This window comes from Ignavigranum ruoffiae (assembly GCF_900110675.1).
Taxonomy (GTDB): domain Bacteria; phylum Bacillota; class Bacilli; order Lactobacillales; family Aerococcaceae; genus Ignavigranum; species Ignavigranum ruoffiae.
This window is the reverse complement of sequence record NZ_FOEN01000001.1, coordinates 200530-218895: the sequence shown is the minus strand read 5'-3', so window position 1 is coordinate 218895 and position 18366 is coordinate 200530. Positions and strand designations below refer to the sequence as shown.

General features: G+C 35.5%; 19 protein-coding genes. 11 read left to right on the top strand and 8 right to left on the bottom strand.

Translation table 11 applies throughout. The features are described 5' to 3' along the window. Positions 1 to 4 precede the first annotated feature (4 nt). Genes BMX34_RS01010 through BMX34_RS00995 form a run of 4 tightly spaced genes read left to right on the top strand, consistent with a single transcriptional unit; the run spans position 5 to position 3688 of the window. Positions 5 to 745 (top strand): hypothetical protein, encoded by a 741-nt coding sequence (locus BMX34_RS01010; RefSeq protein ID WP_092569878.1) that lies wholly within the window; start codon positions 5 to 7, stop codon positions 743 to 745. Further along, positions 732 to 2009, top strand: a complete 1278-nt coding sequence (locus BMX34_RS01005; protein WP_092569876.1) for a radical SAM/SPASM domain-containing protein — start codon at positions 732 to 734, stop codon at positions 2007 to 2009. Before BMX34_RS01010 ends, BMX34_RS01005 begins: the two co-directional genes overlap by 14 nt. Next, the gene (locus BMX34_RS01000; RefSeq protein WP_092569874.1) at positions 1999 to 2946 is read left to right on the top strand and encodes an ABC transporter ATP-binding protein; all 948 of its coding nucleotides are present in this window, start codon (positions 1999 to 2001) and stop codon (positions 2944 to 2946) included. The genes BMX34_RS01005 and BMX34_RS01000 overlap by 11 nt, the downstream gene beginning before the upstream one ends. Next, the gene (locus BMX34_RS00995) at positions 2939 to 3688 is read left to right on the top strand and encodes an ABC transporter permease (protein ID WP_092569872.1); all 750 of its coding nucleotides are present in this window, start codon (positions 2939 to 2941) and stop codon (positions 3686 to 3688) included. The genes BMX34_RS01000 and BMX34_RS00995 overlap by 8 nt, the downstream gene beginning before the upstream one ends. A gap of 136 nt (positions 3689 to 3824) precedes the next feature. Here the strand turns inward: BMX34_RS00995 and lepB are convergent, their stop codons facing one another. After that, positions 3825 to 4343 (bottom strand): signal peptidase I, encoded by a 519-nt coding sequence (gene lepB / locus BMX34_RS00990; RefSeq protein ID WP_092569870.1) that lies wholly within the window; start codon positions 4341 to 4343, stop codon positions 3825 to 3827. An 802-nt stretch (positions 4344 to 5145) separates the two neighbouring features. Between lepB and BMX34_RS00985 the strand changes: the two genes are divergently transcribed. From BMX34_RS00985 to BMX34_RS00965, 5 genes are all read left to right on the top strand, one after another. Continuing rightward, on the top strand, positions 5146 to 6285 hold the full coding sequence (locus BMX34_RS00985) for an extracellular solute-binding protein (RefSeq protein WP_092569868.1): 1140 nt from the start codon (positions 5146 to 5148) through the stop codon (positions 6283 to 6285). Positions 6286 to 6422: 137 nt separating this feature from the next. After that, the gene (locus BMX34_RS00980; RefSeq protein ID WP_092569866.1) at positions 6423 to 7256 is read left to right on the top strand and encodes an ABC transporter permease; all 834 of its coding nucleotides are present in this window, start codon (positions 6423 to 6425) and stop codon (positions 7254 to 7256) included. 10 nt (positions 7257 to 7266) lie between these two features. Then, on the top strand, positions 7267 to 8253 hold the full coding sequence (locus BMX34_RS00975) for an ABC transporter ATP-binding protein (RefSeq protein ID WP_092569864.1): 987 nt from the start codon (positions 7267 to 7269) through the stop codon (positions 8251 to 8253). Then, entirely contained in the window at positions 8243 to 9079 is an 837-nt protein-coding gene (locus BMX34_RS00970; RefSeq protein WP_092569862.1) for an ABC transporter permease, read from the top strand. The genes BMX34_RS00975 and BMX34_RS00970 overlap by 11 nt, the downstream gene beginning before the upstream one ends. A gap of 3 nt (positions 9080 to 9082) precedes the next feature. Next, positions 9083 to 9928, top strand: coding sequence for a glycerophosphodiester phosphodiesterase family protein (locus BMX34_RS00965; RefSeq protein ID WP_092569860.1), 846 nt, complete (start codon positions 9083 to 9085; stop codon positions 9926 to 9928). Positions 9929 to 9991: 63 nt separating this feature from the next. On the opposite strand, the gene BMX34_RS00960 is transcribed toward BMX34_RS00965, so the two are convergent. From BMX34_RS00960 to BMX34_RS00945, 4 genes are all read right to left on the bottom strand, one after another. Beyond that, positions 9992 to 10570: an HD domain-containing protein gene (locus BMX34_RS00960; protein ID WP_092569858.1), complete on the bottom strand. Its 579-nt coding sequence runs from the start codon at positions 10568 to 10570 to the stop codon at positions 9992 to 9994. Between the two features lie 100 nt (positions 10571 to 10670). Continuing rightward, entirely contained in the window at positions 10671 to 11474 is an 804-nt protein-coding gene (zupT, locus tag BMX34_RS00955; protein WP_092569856.1) for a zinc transporter ZupT, read from the bottom strand. 178 nt (positions 11475 to 11652) lie between these two features. Continuing rightward, complete coding sequence (locus BMX34_RS00950; RefSeq protein WP_092569854.1) at positions 11653 to 12120, bottom strand: O-acetyl-ADP-ribose deacetylase; 468 nt, start codon at positions 12118 to 12120, stop codon at positions 11653 to 11655. 79 nt (positions 12121 to 12199) lie between these two features. Beyond that, the gene (locus BMX34_RS00945; RefSeq protein ID WP_092569852.1) at positions 12200 to 13435 is read right to left on the bottom strand and encodes a hypothetical protein; all 1236 of its coding nucleotides are present in this window, start codon (positions 13433 to 13435) and stop codon (positions 12200 to 12202) included. A gap of 283 nt (positions 13436 to 13718) precedes the next feature. Here BMX34_RS00945 and BMX34_RS09695 point away from each other — a divergent pair, with 283 nt between their 5' ends. Together BMX34_RS09695 and BMX34_RS09690 are read left to right on the top strand one after the other, a co-directional pair. Continuing rightward, a complete protein-coding gene (locus BMX34_RS09695; protein ID WP_159428808.1) occupies positions 13719 to 13868 on the top strand; it encodes a hypothetical protein in 150 nt (49 codons plus the stop codon). Positions 13869 to 13973: 105 nt separating this feature from the next. Continuing rightward, the gene (locus BMX34_RS09690; RefSeq protein ID WP_159428807.1) at positions 13974 to 14126 is read left to right on the top strand and encodes a hypothetical protein; all 153 of its coding nucleotides are present in this window, start codon (positions 13974 to 13976) and stop codon (positions 14124 to 14126) included. 212 nt (positions 14127 to 14338) lie between these two features. On the opposite strand, the gene BMX34_RS00940 is transcribed toward BMX34_RS09690, so the two are convergent. The 3 genes from BMX34_RS00940 to BMX34_RS00930 form a co-directional block, all read right to left on the bottom strand. Next, entirely contained in the window at positions 14339 to 15865 is a 1527-nt protein-coding gene (locus tag BMX34_RS00940; protein WP_092569850.1) for an ABC transporter permease/substrate-binding protein, read from the bottom strand. Then, a complete protein-coding gene (locus BMX34_RS00935) occupies positions 15862 to 16593 on the bottom strand; it encodes an ATP-binding cassette domain-containing protein (protein ID WP_092569848.1) in 732 nt (243 codons plus the stop codon). The genes BMX34_RS00940 and BMX34_RS00935 overlap by 4 nt, the downstream gene beginning before the upstream one ends. 188 nt (positions 16594 to 16781) lie before the next feature. Next, the gene (locus tag BMX34_RS00930; RefSeq protein WP_092569846.1) at positions 16782 to 18077 is read right to left on the bottom strand and encodes a YjiH family protein; all 1296 of its coding nucleotides are present in this window, start codon (positions 18075 to 18077) and stop codon (positions 16782 to 16784) included. Between the last annotated feature and the right edge of the window lie 289 nt (positions 18078 to 18366).

Here is an 18366-nt window from a genome sequence, read left to right as displayed (position 1 = left end):
AAAAATGAGATTAAATAATTTCGTTATTATGATTTCTAATAAAAAAAATTTAATCTTATATAACTCAGTAACAGGGGAGAAAACTTCTATAAAAAAAGATATTTATCAAAGTATTTCTGATAGAAAAAGCATTAATCAAATTTTTTTAAAAGATTTACGTAATTTAGTAGTAAACGGTTTTATTGTTGAAGAAAACTTTGATTATATTAAATACATTAATTATATCGTTAAAAACCAGTGCTTTAGCAAAAATAAGTTATCAATTATCTTGAAAAAAGAAGATTTTAAGAAAGAAAACTTAATACCTCTAAAAGCTACTTTGCCTTATATTTCTTATTATTTAATAGATCCAAGTATTGCAAGATGTAATTTAGAAGCTTTTAACGAATTCAAATTTGTTTTACTTAGAAAAGGAGTACCTTTTCAAATTCTACACAAAGCACAAGACTTGTCAATAAATATAAATTTATTAAATGAAATTAATTTTTATTCGTCAATAAAGGAAGTTTGTCAAGAATTCTTTTCTATAAAAAATTATTATTTGCTAAAATATCCTCTTAAATTTGAAAAAAAATTGTTGACAGAAGAATGTGACTTTAGTGAAATTATTGAAAAACACATTAATCAAATCTCATATAATTATCATAAAGATAAAAAAATACTTAATGATAAAATTGTTAAATTTGTAAATCAAGTTAATTATATTAACTTATTAAATAAGGAGTATAAAGATGCATTTTTCTAAATTTGCTGTAATAAATTATAATTTACAAAAAAATACACTAAATATTTTTCATTTGATAAATAAGTCTGTGATCAGTGTTGCTTTTGATTTTGAAATAAAAGGAAAATCTAATGAGTATTTGTTAGAACAACTGAATAGTGATCAAATTGATTCTCTAAAAAATTTAGATATTATTTGTGAAAATAAATTTTTTGATTATAATAAATATGAAATACAAAGAGAAATGTATAAATATAGTGATAAAATTTGTAGATTTGTAATTCACTTAAATTATGATTGTAATTTAAGCTGTAGTTATTGTTATCAAAATGTCATTAATAAAAAAATAATAATGAATGATATAACTTTAAATCAAGTAAATAATTTTATAATTAAAGTTAAAAGAAAAATAAAACCCGAAGCGCTTGATGTGTGTTTTATAGGCGGAGAACCAACATTACACAGTGAAAAAATTTTACAAATAATGAAAACTATAAATAAAAATTGTAACAATATTATTTATAGTATCGTTACTAATGGAACATATGGAAATAAAAGAATCTTAAAAAAATTATTCAAACTAGGTTTAAATAATTTTATGATTACCCTTGATGGACCTCAAAAAATACATGATTATCTAAGAAAAGATAATAATAACAGAGGTAGCTACCAAACAATTATTAGAAACCTAAAAAAAATGCAACAATATTTTCCTGGTGTAAATGTTTCCTTAAATTGTAATTTAAACCAATTGAATTACAAATATATTGAAGAATTATTACTAGATTTAAGAGAAAAACAAATTTACTATCCTATCATGTATAGTTTTGTAATTGATACAAAAGCAAAAAAAAATCAAAATACTATTTCTAATTTTCAAACTATTTGGAAAGATATTCATCAATTATCTGAAAGATATGGGTATCAATTTCAACCATTTTACCGTGATACTTATTTGGCTTGCTCTCTTTTTCAAAAAAACAATTATACAATTGGAGCTGATGGATATTTATATGCATGTATAGAAGCGGTTGGAATTCCACAATATAAACAATCACATGTCAATCTATATGGTTCTGAATATTTTAATATAAAGCAAGCTGAGTTTATAGAAATTGATAATCACTTTGAGGTATGTATGGATTGCCAACTCCTTCCAATATGTGATGGGGGTTGCCTCTATCAAAAAAACAACAAAAATTTCAAATGTCCATTAAATGATTTGAAAAATAACGATATTGATATGGCACTAAACTATTATTTCGGTGAAAAAAATGTCGAATAAAATTTTAACTGTAAACAATTTAACAAAAAAATACGATGACAATATTGTCTTATCCGAAATAAATCTAGAGATAGAAGAAGGAAAAATAACAACTATTTTAGGAAAAAATGGATCAGGAAAAACTACTTTAATAAAACTGTTATTAAATATGATTCATCCTACTAAAGGTAATATCTTTTTCAAAAATGAAAATATAAAGAACCTTAAACATGATTATTACCAGCATACAGCAGCCGTTCTGGAAAGCGTGGATAACCTTTATTATTATTTAACTGGTAAACAAAATATTGAGTACTTTTTGTCTCTGCAAAAATCTAAGCTGAAATATAATAGTCCCCATATTCAAAAAATGATAAAAGAATTCAACCTCAGTCAATCAATTAATAAACCTTGTGGCAATTATTCTCGAGGCATGTTACAAAAATTATCTTTAATTATTGCATTGATGAATAAACCGTCCATTTTATTTTTGGATGAACCCACTTTAGGCTTAGATTTCGAAAGTACGGAGACTATTTGCAACAAGATTAAAGAATCATCTTGTGATAACCACCAAACAATTATTTTAACAAGCCATCAAGCAAATATTATAGAAAAATTATCTGATAATATCATTATTATCGACAAAGCAAAAATTCTCTTCGATGGATTATACGGAGATCTCAAAAAAATGAATTCTAACCACAAGAATTTTTTCTATATTGTCATGAATCTGACGGAGAATACCGAAAAGATAATAAAGGAATTGCAACTAAAGTATAATTATACTTTTCTCAATAATCATTCCATTAAATTTTATGATCTAACTTCATCTGATACTCAAAAAATTTTGAGTGATCTAGATGATAATATGTCTTCTATCCAAGAAATTAAGAAAGCACAAAATTCACTTGAAAACATTTTAAAAGATTTATATTCTGGAGGATGTTATGATTAGTTATTTTCAAGCTGAAATAAAAAAATACTTAATTGAATTAAAAACATATTATCCGGATCACTTAGTGGAAATGATTATCACCTTTTTTATTTTTGCAATACTTATCATCATAAATAAATTTAATAACAGTCAGAGTGTTTATATTGGTTTTATTTATTGGTATTTATTAAGTTCCTTAATTAGCGAGGCTTCCGTTTCAATTTCAACTGAAAAACAAATGGGGACACTTGAACAATTACTCATTAAACCTATTAAATTCGAATATATTATACTTATAAAATCTTTAGTCTGGTTTCTGATAAATTTCCTTAAAGTTCAAATGATCTTTCTTATTATCAAGATGATATTTCAAATCAATTTATTTTTTGATTTCAGAATCTTATTAATTTTCTGCATTAGCTCTGTAGGAATCTTAGGATTCACACTCTTCTTAGTTGGTTTGACTTTAAAATATACTAAAGTTGCTTCCTTTGAATCTCTAATCTCATATTTTTTATTATTTTTCAGTGGTGCAATTATTGATGATGAAAGTTTGCCGAAATGGGCTATTTTTGTTGGAGATATTCTGCCCATCAAACGAGGTATTCAATTAAGTACAAACATTGTAGCCAATAACCATATTAATTTTATCGAAATTTTGTTATTTGTTTTACAAGCTATAATATATTTCAGCATTGGATTTCTGACTTTTAACTCTATATATCTTAGAAGTAAAGATGATGGGATAGATCGTTCTTATTAATTCATGAAAGTAAAATTTATTCATAATGAAATCCTGCTAACTAGATTTCGGCCTATATCAAATAATTTTTATTTTGTGTGAATTCATTTTGAAGCTGGCTCGTATTAAGAAAGTGAGTAGGGAAGTGAGTCATATTTTACTCATTGAGGATTTTAATCTTATCAAGAGGCCAGTAGATTAGAATGACCTTGGAAATGACTTGATTCCGACTGACAGTGCCGATGTGTCGACTATCTATAGAATTTCTACGATTATCCCCCATAATAAAATACTCACCATTAGGGACTTTTTCGACAGTGAAATCATCTGTAAACAAGTCCCATTCTTTTTTCTTCTCAGATAAAAATGCTTCCTCAATAAATTCTCCATTGATAAACAACTGATCATTTTTATATTCTATTTTATCACCGGGCAAGCCGATTACTCTTTTAACATAACGTTTATTGGCTTCAGGTACTTGAACAATGACAATATCAAATCTCTCAACGTCGAACATTTTGATTCCCATCACTTTTTCATTATGTTGTAAGGTGTAATCCATTGAAGCCCCATCAATCGAATAAACAGGAAAAACAAAAATTCTAGTAATCAGCATTAAGAAGATGACAGATAACGTCAACAAATTATTTTTAATCATAATCACAAATTTATTCATAAAGCATCTCCTGTTTAAAATTATTAACGGTTATAATATTTTGAGTAAATTGTATCATATATGTAAATAAATACATCGTTAAAATATAGAATCCTAAAATCATAGTGAAAGTAATTGGCGGCAGCAAATGGACAGCAATATAAAAAAATATAGAAAACATAGCTAGTAAAGATATTACAAAGGATCTAAAAATACTGTATTGAATTAATTTGACTTTTAATTTATGAAATTAATAATGATTTTCTTGTTTTAATCCTTGATCGAATAGGCTCGTTCACCATTATTTACTTAACTAAAATATATTTTAACACAGACTGGCTCCTTAGAATCTGTAATAAATCATAGAGGGCTCCTTATAAATACGGGTATTATTATTAGCTATTAAATTTCGCACATGATTCTAGCATGCAAATGGAAAACAATCAGCTAATTGTTCTTCAAAAAACTGAGAGGGAAATCAGTCTAAAACCAAGGTATATTTTTATTTATTTTAGTTAACATAATATGTATTATCAACAAAATATTAAAAAGATATTCTATATGAATCTTTTTAATCCAGCTTGGAATCTTACCATGCGTTTATTCTGAAATTGAATTCTAATCGAAATTTTGATTAATCATTTTAATCACAACTTCATTAAGAGCTTTTTACCACTTCTATTAATCAATAAACTTTAATAATCTTGCTCGTTCAGCTTTACATTTCATTTACTTAAAATTTACAATCCTACCGACAAAAATTTACAATGTTTTAATTTTGACTTGATATACTTCTTATATAAATTTATAAAGGAGCATCTTCATGAAAAAATTTATTGCAAAAGCCCTAACATTGTCCTTAGCAATCGGTACTTTAGCTTCGTCATTCGTTAACGTCAATGCTGCTGAAAAAGAAAAAATCACGCTTTGGGGATCTGGTTCTGATAACGTAAAAATGGCCTTAGAATCTGTCAAAGATAAATTTAATGCTTCAGAAGATGGTAAAAAATATGAATTAGAAATCCAATGGATTACTTCTGGTTCTGGGGTTCAAGGTCTTCGAGATCGTGTCCTGGCTGCTGCTAAGGCTGGTGAAACAGACACAGACTATGACATTATTGAACTGGGTGCTGATGAATTCAAAGCTTATACCAATGAAGTGGAAGATGTTTTTGTTCCGCTTGATTTCTCTAAAATTCCTAATATTGAACGTGTGGCTGCTGAATTAGCTGAAGGCAAAGAGTTTTTGTCACCATACCGTGGAACCACCGTAGTACTCGCTTATGACTCTGAACGTGTTAAAGAAGTTCCTAAAACTGCAGAAGAATTATACCAATGGATTAAGGATCATCCTGGCAAATTTGCTTACAATACACCTTCTTCAGGTGGAGCTGGAGGTTCTTTTGCGGTAACAGCTATTTATAACTTCTTAGATGAAGCCGCCCTTCAATCTGCTGATGAAGCCAATATGGAACAATGGACTCAAGGATTCGATTTATTAAAAGAACTTCACCCTTACTTATATCAATCTGGTGGTAAGACAGTTTACCCTCATAAGAACCAAGGAACTTTAGATTTATTGGCTAACCAACAAGTTGACATGATTCCTGCTTGGGCTGATATGGCTATTTCTCAAACTACAGAAGGTCGCTTACCTGAAACGACTAAGATTGCTCAAATCGACCCTTCATTTACCGGAAATTTAGTTACATTTGCAATGCCTAACATTGGTTCTAAGTCTGAGGGCGTTTATGCAGTAATGAATTTCATGCTTTCAGATGAGGCTCAACAAATCCTATTAGATGAATTAGCTGCCATTCCTTTAGTCGAAACACAATTTGAAAGTAAAAATGCTGAAATGTTAAAAGATATTTCGGTGGAAGCTTTCCGTCGCGCTTCAATTGGGGATCTGACTACCAAACTATATGAAAAATGGGATAGCGAAATCGGTACATTAGAATAATTTCTGCTTTCTGATGATACTATGCTCTAACTTTGTTTCATTTTTGCTCCCAAGATTTACTTAAATTAACCTTAACGGGCAAAGATCAACATATCTTGCCCGTTTGTTTTTTAATCATTTAGGAAGGATTGATCTTTATGATGTCTCCGCGGCGTTTCTATTATGCGATAGGTCCTAAAAAATTCTTTGAATTTATCTTCTTTGCGATTTTTTTGCTTTTCTTCTATGGCCCCTTAGTCAACAACTTAATGATAGCTTTCGCTAATATATATCGCTATCCTAATGTTATTCCCCAAGAGTTTGGTTTTGAATGGTGGAATTTTGTCCTCAGTCAGGAGAATCTAGTCTCTTCAATTGGGACTTCGCTCATTGTTGCAACCATCACTACCATTGTATCCTTGATCATTTGTTTACCCGCTGCTTATGCGATTGCTCGCTATAATTTCCCTGGACGCAAGTTTTTCATGTTTTCTTTCCTGTTAGGGAATGCCTTTCCCAAGATGGGCCTTTATATCTCTATGGGGATTATCTTTTATAAATTGAAATTAATGGGAACTTTGCCAGGTGTTATCTTGGTTCATATGATTAATACCTTAATGTTTATGGTTTGGTTACCTTCAGGTGCTTTTCGAGCGATTCATCGTCAGCAAGAAGAAGCGGGTCGTGATGTGGGTGCGTCTCCCTTCACTGTATTTCGGAAAATTACCCTGCCTTTAGCCATGCCGGGGATTGCGGTGGCATCGATGTATACGTTCCTAGGCTCACTTGAAGAAGCCCAAGGTACTCTATTAGTCGGTTTCCCTGAGATTAATACGATGGCAACGGCGATGTATGGGGTCATTATGCAATACCCGCCAACAGCTGGAGCCGTTTTCGCCTTAATATTAATGATTCCAACCTTAATTTTCCTTAGAGTCTTTCGCAAATATATCTCTTCCGATGCCCTTGGCAAAGGATTTCAGATGAAATAAAGGAGTCTTTATGAAAACTAAAGTACAAATTCAAAATTTATCTAAAATTTTCTCAAATGGTGATGGGGTTCGTGATATTAATTTAGATATTTATGAACATGAAATTCTAACCCTGCTTGGTCCCTCTGGATGTGGAAAGACGACGATTCTTCGCGCGATTGGTGGCTTTATTAAGCCGACTTCAGGTCAAATTCTGATTGATCAGCAAGATGTAACTCCGCTTGAACCAGAGCACCGGCCAACTGGGATGGTCTTTCAATCCTATAATTTATGGCCACATATGACTGTTTATGAGAATCTAGCATTTGGTTTGAAATTACGTAAGCTCAAGAAAAATGACATTAAAGAAAGAATCCATCAGATGCTAAAAATGGTTAAGCTAGTGGGTATGGAAGATAAATTTCCGGCTCAACTATCAGGAGGTCAGCAACAACGAATTGCAATTGCCCGTTCTTTATTATTAGAACCCGAAGTCTTATTACTCGATGAGCCTTTCTCTGCTTTAGATGCCAAAATCCGTCAAGAGATGCGTGAAGAACTTAAACGTATTCAACAAACGCTAAAAATCACTGTCATCTTCGTGACTCATGACCAAGAGGAAGCTATGGCCATCTCTGACCGTATTGTCGTCATGAATCAAGGTAATATTGCTCAAATTGGGAGCCCTGATCAAATATATGACCATCCTGAAAATTTATTTGTAGCCAATTTTATTGGGGCGATGAACCTGATTTCTCAAGGAGACCATACCCTAGCAATACGACCCGAAGCCATTAAAGTCGGTAGAAAAGACCAATTTAGTCATCAAGCAATCTTAGTGCATAAGATGATTTTAGGTCATTATACCCTCTTAGAAATTGAAGACAGCCAGGGCCAACACTATAAGTCCTATCAACAACGTAACCAGGCACTGGATTTAATTGAAGGTGACGCGATTAGTTTTGACTATGACCACAGTTTATCCTTCAATAAGGAGGGTTTGCTTCATGGAGAATAAATGGACACCCTATTTAATGGTACTTCCTGCTTTCCTAGTCATTGCCATTTTTGTTGCATATCCTGTCTTTAACGCCTTAGTGCTATCATTCACTCATCCAGAGACCGGTCAGTTTACTTGGGATAATTATAGCTATTTTTTTACCGATGACATTCAACGAGCTAATATTTTATATACCTTAAAGATTGTTTTTGAAACGGTTATATTTACTGGGATGATCGGATTCTTCCTAGCCCTCTATCTACGTTTCTCTAATAGTTGGATTGCCAAAGTTATTGGGAAATTAACCTTAATTCCTCGCTTTATTCCTGGGCTCGTTGCCGTGCAATCCGTTCTGGTCTTAATTATGGATGGGGGCGTCGTCTCTCGAATAGCTTCTCTGTTTGGTCTAAATTTTAACTTGGGCTGGATGTATTCCGAGAAAGCCATACTGTTCATGAATCTTTGGTTTAACATCCCCTTTTCTACTTTAATTATTCTTGCCTCCCTATCCAATGTGAAAGACTCTTATATTGAAGCAGCACGCGATATAGGGTCCAGTCATTTCGATATCTTAAAGAAAATCATTCTCCCGCTTTCCTATAAAGACATCCTAGTAGCTATGACCTTTGTCTTTATGTCGAATATTGGGTCTTTTACCACCCCGTATTTGCTGGGTGGTACCCATCCTAGAATGTTAGGGATTGCCCTCTATGATCAGTTTAACGCGTATATGTCTTATGAACGAGCGGCCGCCTTATCAGCGATTATGTTTGTCTTCTCTTTAGGTGCCGCCATCGTCTATGTAACTTCCAATTTGAAAGAATCACGTTGGCAGAAAGGATAAATCATGAACCTATCATATATTCAACGAAGCGCTCAAGTATTCCCTTTCCTTATTATGGCTCATCGAGGCTTTAGAGGTGGCAATATTATTGAAAATACGCGTCAATCTACTCAATTGGCCTTTATGGCTGGAGCTGATATTATTGAATTGGATGTCTGTCGCTCTAAAGACCATATCTATTATCTCTTCCATTCGACCCAAGAAGCTCAATTACTTGGCTTAGATCGTCATTTTCATGACTTATATTCCGACGAGATTGAAGCCGTTTATCAACGAAATTCAATTGGCCTGGAATCGAATTACAAAGTTGAGCGCTTAGAAGACTATTTAGCTTGGTTTCCGAAAGATAAGATGATAAATATTGACCGATCATGGTGGTATTGGGATGATCCTCAATTTTTTGAAATTTTTAAAAAATATAATGTCATCGATCGTTGTTTCTTGAAAAATAACTTAGCAGGTGACGGTTATGACTATCTCAAAGCCTTAAATAAAACGAATCAAAAAATAGCCTATCTTCCCATTGCCCATTGTCAAGAGGATTATTACCGAGTTAAAGATTTAAAGCAAATTCAACTGATTGGTATTGAAATGATTCTACTTAATGCCAACACTGACCTACTAGATGATAAATTTATCAAAGAGTTGCAAGCAAATCAACAAATTATCCTGATGGATGGGGAGAAGTTAGGGAAAGACAAACCCTTTTTCTTTGGCCGTGAAGATGATTACTCCTTATTTGAGAATCCGGATCAAGGCTGGGGGCAAATGTATCAATTAGGAGCAAATGTCATTGAAACCGATTGGCCCAATTTCCTCTACCAATACAGACAAAATATGAACAAATAAAACAATACAAGAGTGGAAGATCAATACGTAGATCCTCTACTCTTGTATTTTTGAGTTAATTTTTCATTTCCCTGCTCCCCTTTGTCTCTGGCCAATCTTCTCTAGCATATCTTGGCGGATGGCTTCTCTTAAAGTCGTGAAATAGGGTGAGAATTCAACCTTGTCGTCGCCATAGTGTAAGTTAAAGTCCAATTCATTCTCCGACCAAGTTGATAAGTCAGAGAAGTTATGCTGAATCAAGGCTTCTAAGCTGTCTATAGCCTTATAAACCTTGGCTTCTAAGCTTTGTCGTTCTGCCATTTCAACAAATAATGCCTTGAAGGCTTGGGCTTGATAGGTAGGAAAACTATCGAGCCACTGGTTGAGTAATTGTTCTTCTTTGTCCCGATGGTCTTGATTTTTGGCAAAAGCAGGAATATCTTGGGTAAAGCATTCCCCTAAATCATGAATAATACACATACGAATCACTTTATTCATATCCACCTCTTCGAATTCATCCATTAATAATAAAGCGATGAGGCTCATCATCCAAGTATGCTCTGCCACACTTTCCTGGCGCCCTTGTGAAGTATAGCAATGACGCGTGGTATCTTTAAGCCTTTCTGCAACGGTTAAAATATTCAATAATTCTCTTACTTCCATGCCATTTCCTTTCTCATTATGACTATATACATGCAAACTATATGAAAAAACCTACCAAGCAAAATTTGATAGGATAAATTGTATTGGATTAGATTGATAACTAGATGACTAGGCTCAGGGCAATGACTGCCATTCCTGTTAGAATACCACGGATTACAAATTTATGGTCTCCATATTTCTCAGCAATCGGTAATAATTCATCGATTGAGATATAGGTCATAATCCCAGCAATCATGGCAAAAAGTACGCCAAAAGTTGCTTCTGAAATAAACTGTCTAAATAAAAGAAATCCTAATAATGCTCCCAAGGGTTCTGAAACCCCGGACAGGAAGGAAATTCGAACAGCCTTACGCCGATTTGCGGTCGCAAAATAAATCGGAATCGCTACCGAGATTCCTTCAGGAATATTATGGATTGCAATCGCTAAACTTAAACGCAGCCCTAGCGCCGGATTATGTAAAGTGCCAATAAAATTAGCAAATCCTTCGGGAAAATTATGAATGGCAATTGCCAACATGGTTAGAATCCCTACCCGATAAAGTTCCCCAGAACTTAAAGTAGGATCAGCATGTTGATGATTTAAACTAGATTTAAAGAAATCTGGGCTGGGAACAAATCGGTTAATTGCAATTAAGATAATCATGCCAGCGAAAAAAGCTAGAGTGGTATAAATTAGTCCTAGGCGGTCGCCATAAATTTCGGCCAAGGCTACTCGAGATTCTGGTAAGATTTCAATCAAAGAGAGATACAACATGACTCCAGCTGAGAAACCTAGCGACCCGGCCAAGAAGTTAGTATTTAATTCACGTTTACGGTACACGACTAAACTACCAATTCCGGTTGAAAGTCCCGCTAATAAGGTCACCAGAAAGGCCAACAATAATTCTTGCCAATGATTCGTCATATCTATCCCCCTAATTAATCATTTCGACCACAAATTATAACATTTTTTGAGGCGGAAATGACACCTTTTCTTAAATTTATTCTATGTTGAATGTAACAAAATCAGCTCATTCTCAAAAATGAAAAGTTATGGATTAAGCTGATCAAAGCATTTATAAAAATACATCCTGATGATGAACTTATTGATCAAACAATACTAAATACACGTCCATCTCAGAGTTGTGCTTCTTTAAAAATCCTTCAATCGAATCTTGAGCAATTTGAACCGCTTCTTCATAGGGATAAGCAAAAACCCCAGCAGAAATTAAGGGAAAAGCAATGGACTGACAGCCATATTGATCGGCTAATGCCAAACTATTCTGATAACAAGCGATTAAAATCTGAGCCTCACCGTATTGACCCCCTCGATAGCGGGGACCTACGGTATGAATGACATATTTAACCGGTAGTTGATAGGCTTTGGTAAGCTTTGCCTGACCAGGCCGGCAGCCACCTAATTTACGACATTCCTCTAATAATTCGGGTCCAGCCGCCCGATGAATCGCCCCATCAACGCCCCCACCGCCAAGTAAAGACTCATTGGCCGCATTAACAATCGCATCTCCTTGAAATTCAGTAATGTCTCCTTTAATCATCGTAAACGTCATCTCTATCCCTCCTAATCCATCATAACACAAAAACCACGCCCGAAAGCGTGGTAAAAAGAAAGCCATAATTATAAGTTTACTACTGATCAACATTCTGATTGACTGGCCAGCGGTCAAATCCGGTTCCAGTATATAACATTGGCATCATATAAACAAAGTGTCCGGCAATTAGTCCTAATACTGGATGACCTAAACCAAGGTCATTGCCAGCCAGAGGCAGAAGTTGCCAAATAAATGGCCAAATCAAACCGAAGATAGATCCAAGAACGATCACGATGATAAATTGACGTAGAATGCGTCGCCCTTCATGCCCCCCTACTTGATCAATATGAGGATAATCTTCAAAAAGTTGATGCCAGGTTAACATCACATTGATGATTGACAGGGCAAAAGATGCGACCATCAAATCATTGTCAGGCAGATTCGCTGCACTTGCAATCGGAGCTAAGATTGTTTTAAGGACAGGATGCAGGACAAAAGCGGCCAACATAGCAATGACCAGACCGACCAAACCAGACCAAGGCTGTTTACGCGTAATCCAACGTTGAGGATACAAGGCAAATCCTTCGGCTGGAATTAAGAAGAATAAGATAAAAAGTTGGAACCAAGCTAGTTCACCATGCCAACCTCCCCATGGGTTACGAGTGATCGCTTGGCCCATATATTCAATCGGTTCCATAAATCCAGGAATCATGATGCCTAACCAGACTAAGATGGCAATGCCCAAACTCAAGGAGAAATTGATAAAGCCAATCGTTTTAGGATCATCTGTAAATAACTGAGCGGGCCACTTACCAAATAACGAAACAGATGGAATTTGAGCCAGAATAGCTGCTAAAGCAAAGAAGTTCAAAGCAGTAAAGCTCTTGATGGCAATGCTGGCAGCTTGATCATTCTCAGGACGGAATAAATAAGTTAAACTAAATGGTTCCCACCAGAAGCCTAGGAAGATAGTAAAGACGAAAAAGGCAATCAATCCCCAAAGCATACTTCTTAAGAGATATCTAAGCCCTACCCCGGGCTGCTTAATACCATGGTCATATTTCCCTGGATTACCTAGATTTAAGGCCATCCAAATCCATGGTGTAATCACTAACCAAAAGAAGGCGCCTTCGACAGCAACGGTCATCCAAGCACTGGCTAATTCAGGGCTTAAGCGATTAAGGGCAGATCCGCTGATTAACGTAAATATAAATTTAAATAGCTGTGAGAAAACAATCCAAAACACATTAGCCGTAATAAATACAGAAATAAATGCCACTAATCCATTCACTAAAGTGTTATCAAATCTTTTTTTATTAATAAATTCTGTCATATCTTTCCTTCTTTCTTTATGAAGTACCTAAGATATGGCCTTATCTTAGAAAAGTCCTAATTCATTAAAATGAAATTAGATGATAGCGCTTTCCCCTATATTTTAACCGATAGAATCTAATAGTCAATTTAAATTGCTAGCCCTAATCATTAATTAAAATAATGATAAAATTACTAAAAATTATAATAAAAAAAGAAAAGTGCATTAAATCTTAATATAAGCTAATTTATGGGCATTTTCGCTCAAAAGTTATAAAATATACTTATAGATAGGAGGATGTAAGATGACTCAAGAAGAATTAATTGATCAACTAAATGATGACTATCAAGATCGTCGACTTCCGGAAGATGCCGATAGATTATTGACGGAGACTATGAACCAAATTAATGGGTTCCTGAAAGACTTTACCAATCAGCTCGCCAGAGCGATCTAGATCCTGATGAGTATTTCCTCGGCTCGGATGGAATTATGTCGGTCCTGACCCTCTCCTTACAAAAAAAACAAACTCAATTTCTCCCGTTACCAAGATGGGATTCTGGTGGAATTCTATAATCAGGCGACTGATGAAGTCAGTAAATTAGACCAATTGTACTTTGATGAGGGCAAGTTACAATCCAGGTATTATCAGGAAGATCTTAGCAGTGAATTGGTCGACCACTACTTGGAAAGCTTTCGCCAAGCGAAGAAATAAAAGGCAGAGGATTATCGGAATAGAACGATTTCTTGTTAACTTGCTATTCTCCTCTAGTGACCTTTTAATAGCATTAAACCCAGCATATTAAAAGCTCAATCTGTCCTACACAGAAATTAGTCAAGCTTTTAAATGGCTGGGTTTATTTTAGTAACAGAAATATACTCTTCTTTCAGCATCTATCACAATAAATTCGACAACTGTTTAATGATTTAGCGGCTTAATAAATTTTGCGATTTAAGGTATTCTTCAGCAACTTCAGCAGCAGATTTACCATCGACCTTGACCTGATAATTCATCTGCCGCATTTCTTCTTCACTGATTTTTCCGGCTAATTGATTGAGACAATCCTCAAGTTCTGGATGGTCTTTCAATAAACCAGGTCTTAGTAGAGGGGCTCCCTGATAAGGCGGAAAGAGTTGCTGATCATCTTCTAACACCCGCAAACCATATTCAAGTAATTCACTGTCCGTGGAATAGGCATCAATCAATTGAATCTGCCCTTCTTGAATGGCTTGATAACGCAGTGCGGGTTCAAAGGTTGAGACTTGTAAGTTTAAGCCATATTTCGACTGCAAGCCCAAATTTCCATCAGGTCGGTCATTAAATTCCAAAGTAAAACCGGCCTGAATTTGTTTTTCAATCTTTTTAAGATCCGAAATCTTTTCGATATGCTGATCTTGAGCGAGATCTTCCTGCATGGCTAAGGCATAAGTATTCTGATATTGCATCGGTAAGAGATAATCCAATTGATCTTGTTCAGCAATGCCTTCCTTGGCCAAACGATAAACTTCTTCAGGATCGGTACTACTTGGGGGAACATCGGCTAATAAACTGTAAGCAATGGTTCCGGTAAATTCAGGATAAATATCCACTTGTTTGGCCTTTAAGGCTTCATACAAGAAACTTGTTTTGCCGAAATTTGGTTCCAATCGCACGCTTAAATCGGTCTGATCTTCAATCAATAATTTATACATATTGATTAGAATTTCTGGTTCAGGGCCTAGTTTACCCGCAATGACCACTTCATCCGATTGGCCGGTCATTTTATTCAAATATTTTGGCCCATAGGAAGCGCCTAAAGCCATGATTAAGACGAGAAAGGCTAAGAAAATCTGCTTAAGGGACTTCTTCTCCAAGAAAGCAATAAAACTAGAAAATAGGATGGCTAACAGGGCCGAAGAGATGGCGCCGATTAGAATCAGATCCATATTATGACGGTCAATCCCTAATAGAATAAAACTTCCTAAGCCACCGGCACCAATTAAAGCTGCCAGAGTCGCCGTACCAATAATTAATACCGCCGAGGTGCGGATGCCTGAGATAATGACTGGCATCGCTAAGGCCAGTTCAAATTTCTTCAGGCGTTCCCACTTCGTCATACCAAAAGCCTTGGCAGCTTCGACCAGATTAGGATCTAAATTCACTAGACCCGTCAAGGTATTCTGCAATATGGGAAACATTCCATAGACAACCAGAGCAGTGACTGCCGATCCGGTCCCAATCCCCAGAATTGGAATTAACAAACCTAATAAGGCTAAGGAAGGAATGGTCTGAAATACACCTGCAATCTGCACAGCTATTTGACGCAAACGTGGATAATTAGTCAAAAGAATGGCTAATGGGATCGCTATGACAATGGCGAGTAATAAGGCAAACAAGGATATTTGTAAATGTTGGCCTAAAGCTACTAGCCAGTCGGCGAATCGTTCTTGAAAGGTTTGAATCAAAGAGGTCATGCTCCTTCCCCTCCCCCATGAAATAATTCTTCCACCCACTGATTAGCTGGATGGTCACGTACTTGGTCGACACTGCCGACTTGAATCATCTCGCCGTCTTTCATAACACCAATTCGATCAGCCAATAAACAGGCTTCATTCATATCATGCGTTACAAAGACAATGGTCATCTTCAATTCTTGATGAAGTTGTTTAATTAATTCTTGCAGTTGACTCCGTGAAATAGGATCTAGCGCAGAGAAAGGTTCATCCATCAAAAGAATATCAGGGTGAGAAATAATACTCCTTAAGATACCTACCCTTTGCTGTTCGCCACCCGATAAATCTTTAGGTAATCGATTCAAATAGGTATCTGGATCAAGATCGACTTTCTCTAGGAGTATCTTACATTCGGTCAATCGTTTAGTTTTGGGCCATTTTTTCATTTCGGGGATGAGGCTAATATTCTCGGCTACGGTCATATTCGGAAATAAAGCAATCTGTTGTAAGACGTAACCAATCTCTAAGCGGAGGGGGCGTAACTCATAGAACTGTATATCGCGACCATCCTTGTAAATAACCCCTTCTTCAGGTTCAATCAAGCGATTAATCATCTTCAGGGTTGTGGTCTTTCCACTCCCACTTTGGCCTACTAAGACAAAGAATTCACCTTTTTCAATCTTTAAGTTTAACTGTTTGACTACTGGCTTGTCCTGGTAGATTTTACTTACATTTTTAAATTCAATCATCCCATGCTCCTTTACTATTGATCTGAGAATTAGATATTGACATGGATTGCACCATCTTCATCATTTGATGGTAACTTTGTCATCGATGAGATGCAAACGATACGCTTGATTACAGGTTCTGCTCATACAAAACAAAGGGAGAATAACCGTTGGTAATTCTCCCTTGTCTCCTGTCTATTCTAATAAACTTAAATAAATAACCAATATACTAAAGGTGTGGCAATTAAGATAGATAAGACGACCCGTTCAAACCAGATGATTAAGAAGTCTTTAATATTTAAGGGAATTTCGGTCGCCATGATACAAGGAATCGAGGCGGAGAAGAATAGTATTTCAGAGATTGAAACAATGGCAATGACATAACGCACCGGTTCGGCAGCATTAACTACCAACAAGGTCGGTAAGAACATCTCAGCAATACTCAAGGCGGCTGCCTTGGCGGCTAACATGGCTTCTGGCAATCTGACTAGCCAGGTAATCGGATAGAAGATATAACCCAGCCAGTCGAATAGTGGTGTATATTGAGCTAGAATCAGTGACAAGATACCCACTGACATTAAGGATGGGGCAATTTTAACCGACATGGTCAGGCCATCTTTGAAATTTGAAACAATATTATCGATTAAATTAGGCGCTTGAGCAGACACGGCGAGTGCTTCTTGCCAGGCCACTTTGAGTCGATCAGCTTTGACGTCTTGTTCAATTTCAGGGGTGGCTTCTGGATAATACGTCGTTGATTTAGTAGCCAAGGGATAAATGCGTGTGGTTAACATGGTGACCACAAAGGTCACGATAATCGTGGTCGTAAAATACAAGAGCCATTGATCCATCAACCCCGCTGTCTTGGCGACAATAATCATGAAAGTCGCTGAAACCGTTGAGAAGCCAGTCGCAATAATAGCCGCCTCCCGTTGATTATAACGCCCTTCCTTATAGACCCGGTTGGTAATTAATAAGGCGATTGAATACGAGCCGACAAAAGAAGCCACTGCATCTACCGCACTTCGTCCCGGTGTCCTAAATAAAGGCACCATAATCGGTCGCATCAGCACCCCAATGAATTCCATTAACCCATAAGAAACAATAAAAGCCAAGAAGACAGCCCCGATCGGAATAATGGTCGTTACCGGGGTGACAATCTTCTCAAAGATAAAGGGAATCATATCTTCCTTCAATAAATCTTGAGGTCCAATTTTAAAGAGATACATGGCTAAGAAAGGAATCGCCGTAATCTGGATCAAGGAAAGAATCCGAGTAATGTTATTCTTCTTCCATGACCCCGTTACAAAAGGTAAGATACTTCCCACAATAATCAACAAGGACCCCGTCACTAAGGTTAGATTCGGAATACTCTGAATGCGCGCGACAATATGATCGATGGGAATGGTATTGGTCTCACCAATCTGAATCGGAACAAAAAACATAAAAATACCAAATAAACTATATACAATAAATTGAAAAATGGATCGATTTTTCGAATTCATCGCCTCACCCTTTCATTCTGAAATTATCATGAGAATAATGATAAATTTTACTTATTAAAATTGTAACATATGCGAAGAATTCTTCGAACTAATATACTTTTGCTAATATAATGAAATAATTTTAGTAACATATGATTGGCTCAGGTAAAATACCACTTATGGTTCAGGATGACTTGATTTCCTCTTCATATATCTTGCTCAGAGATGATTTTTGAGCATAAAAAGACTAGATACTACCCCTACAGATTGCTTGATGATGGAATTTAACTTGCTTAGCCTTCTATTTTCT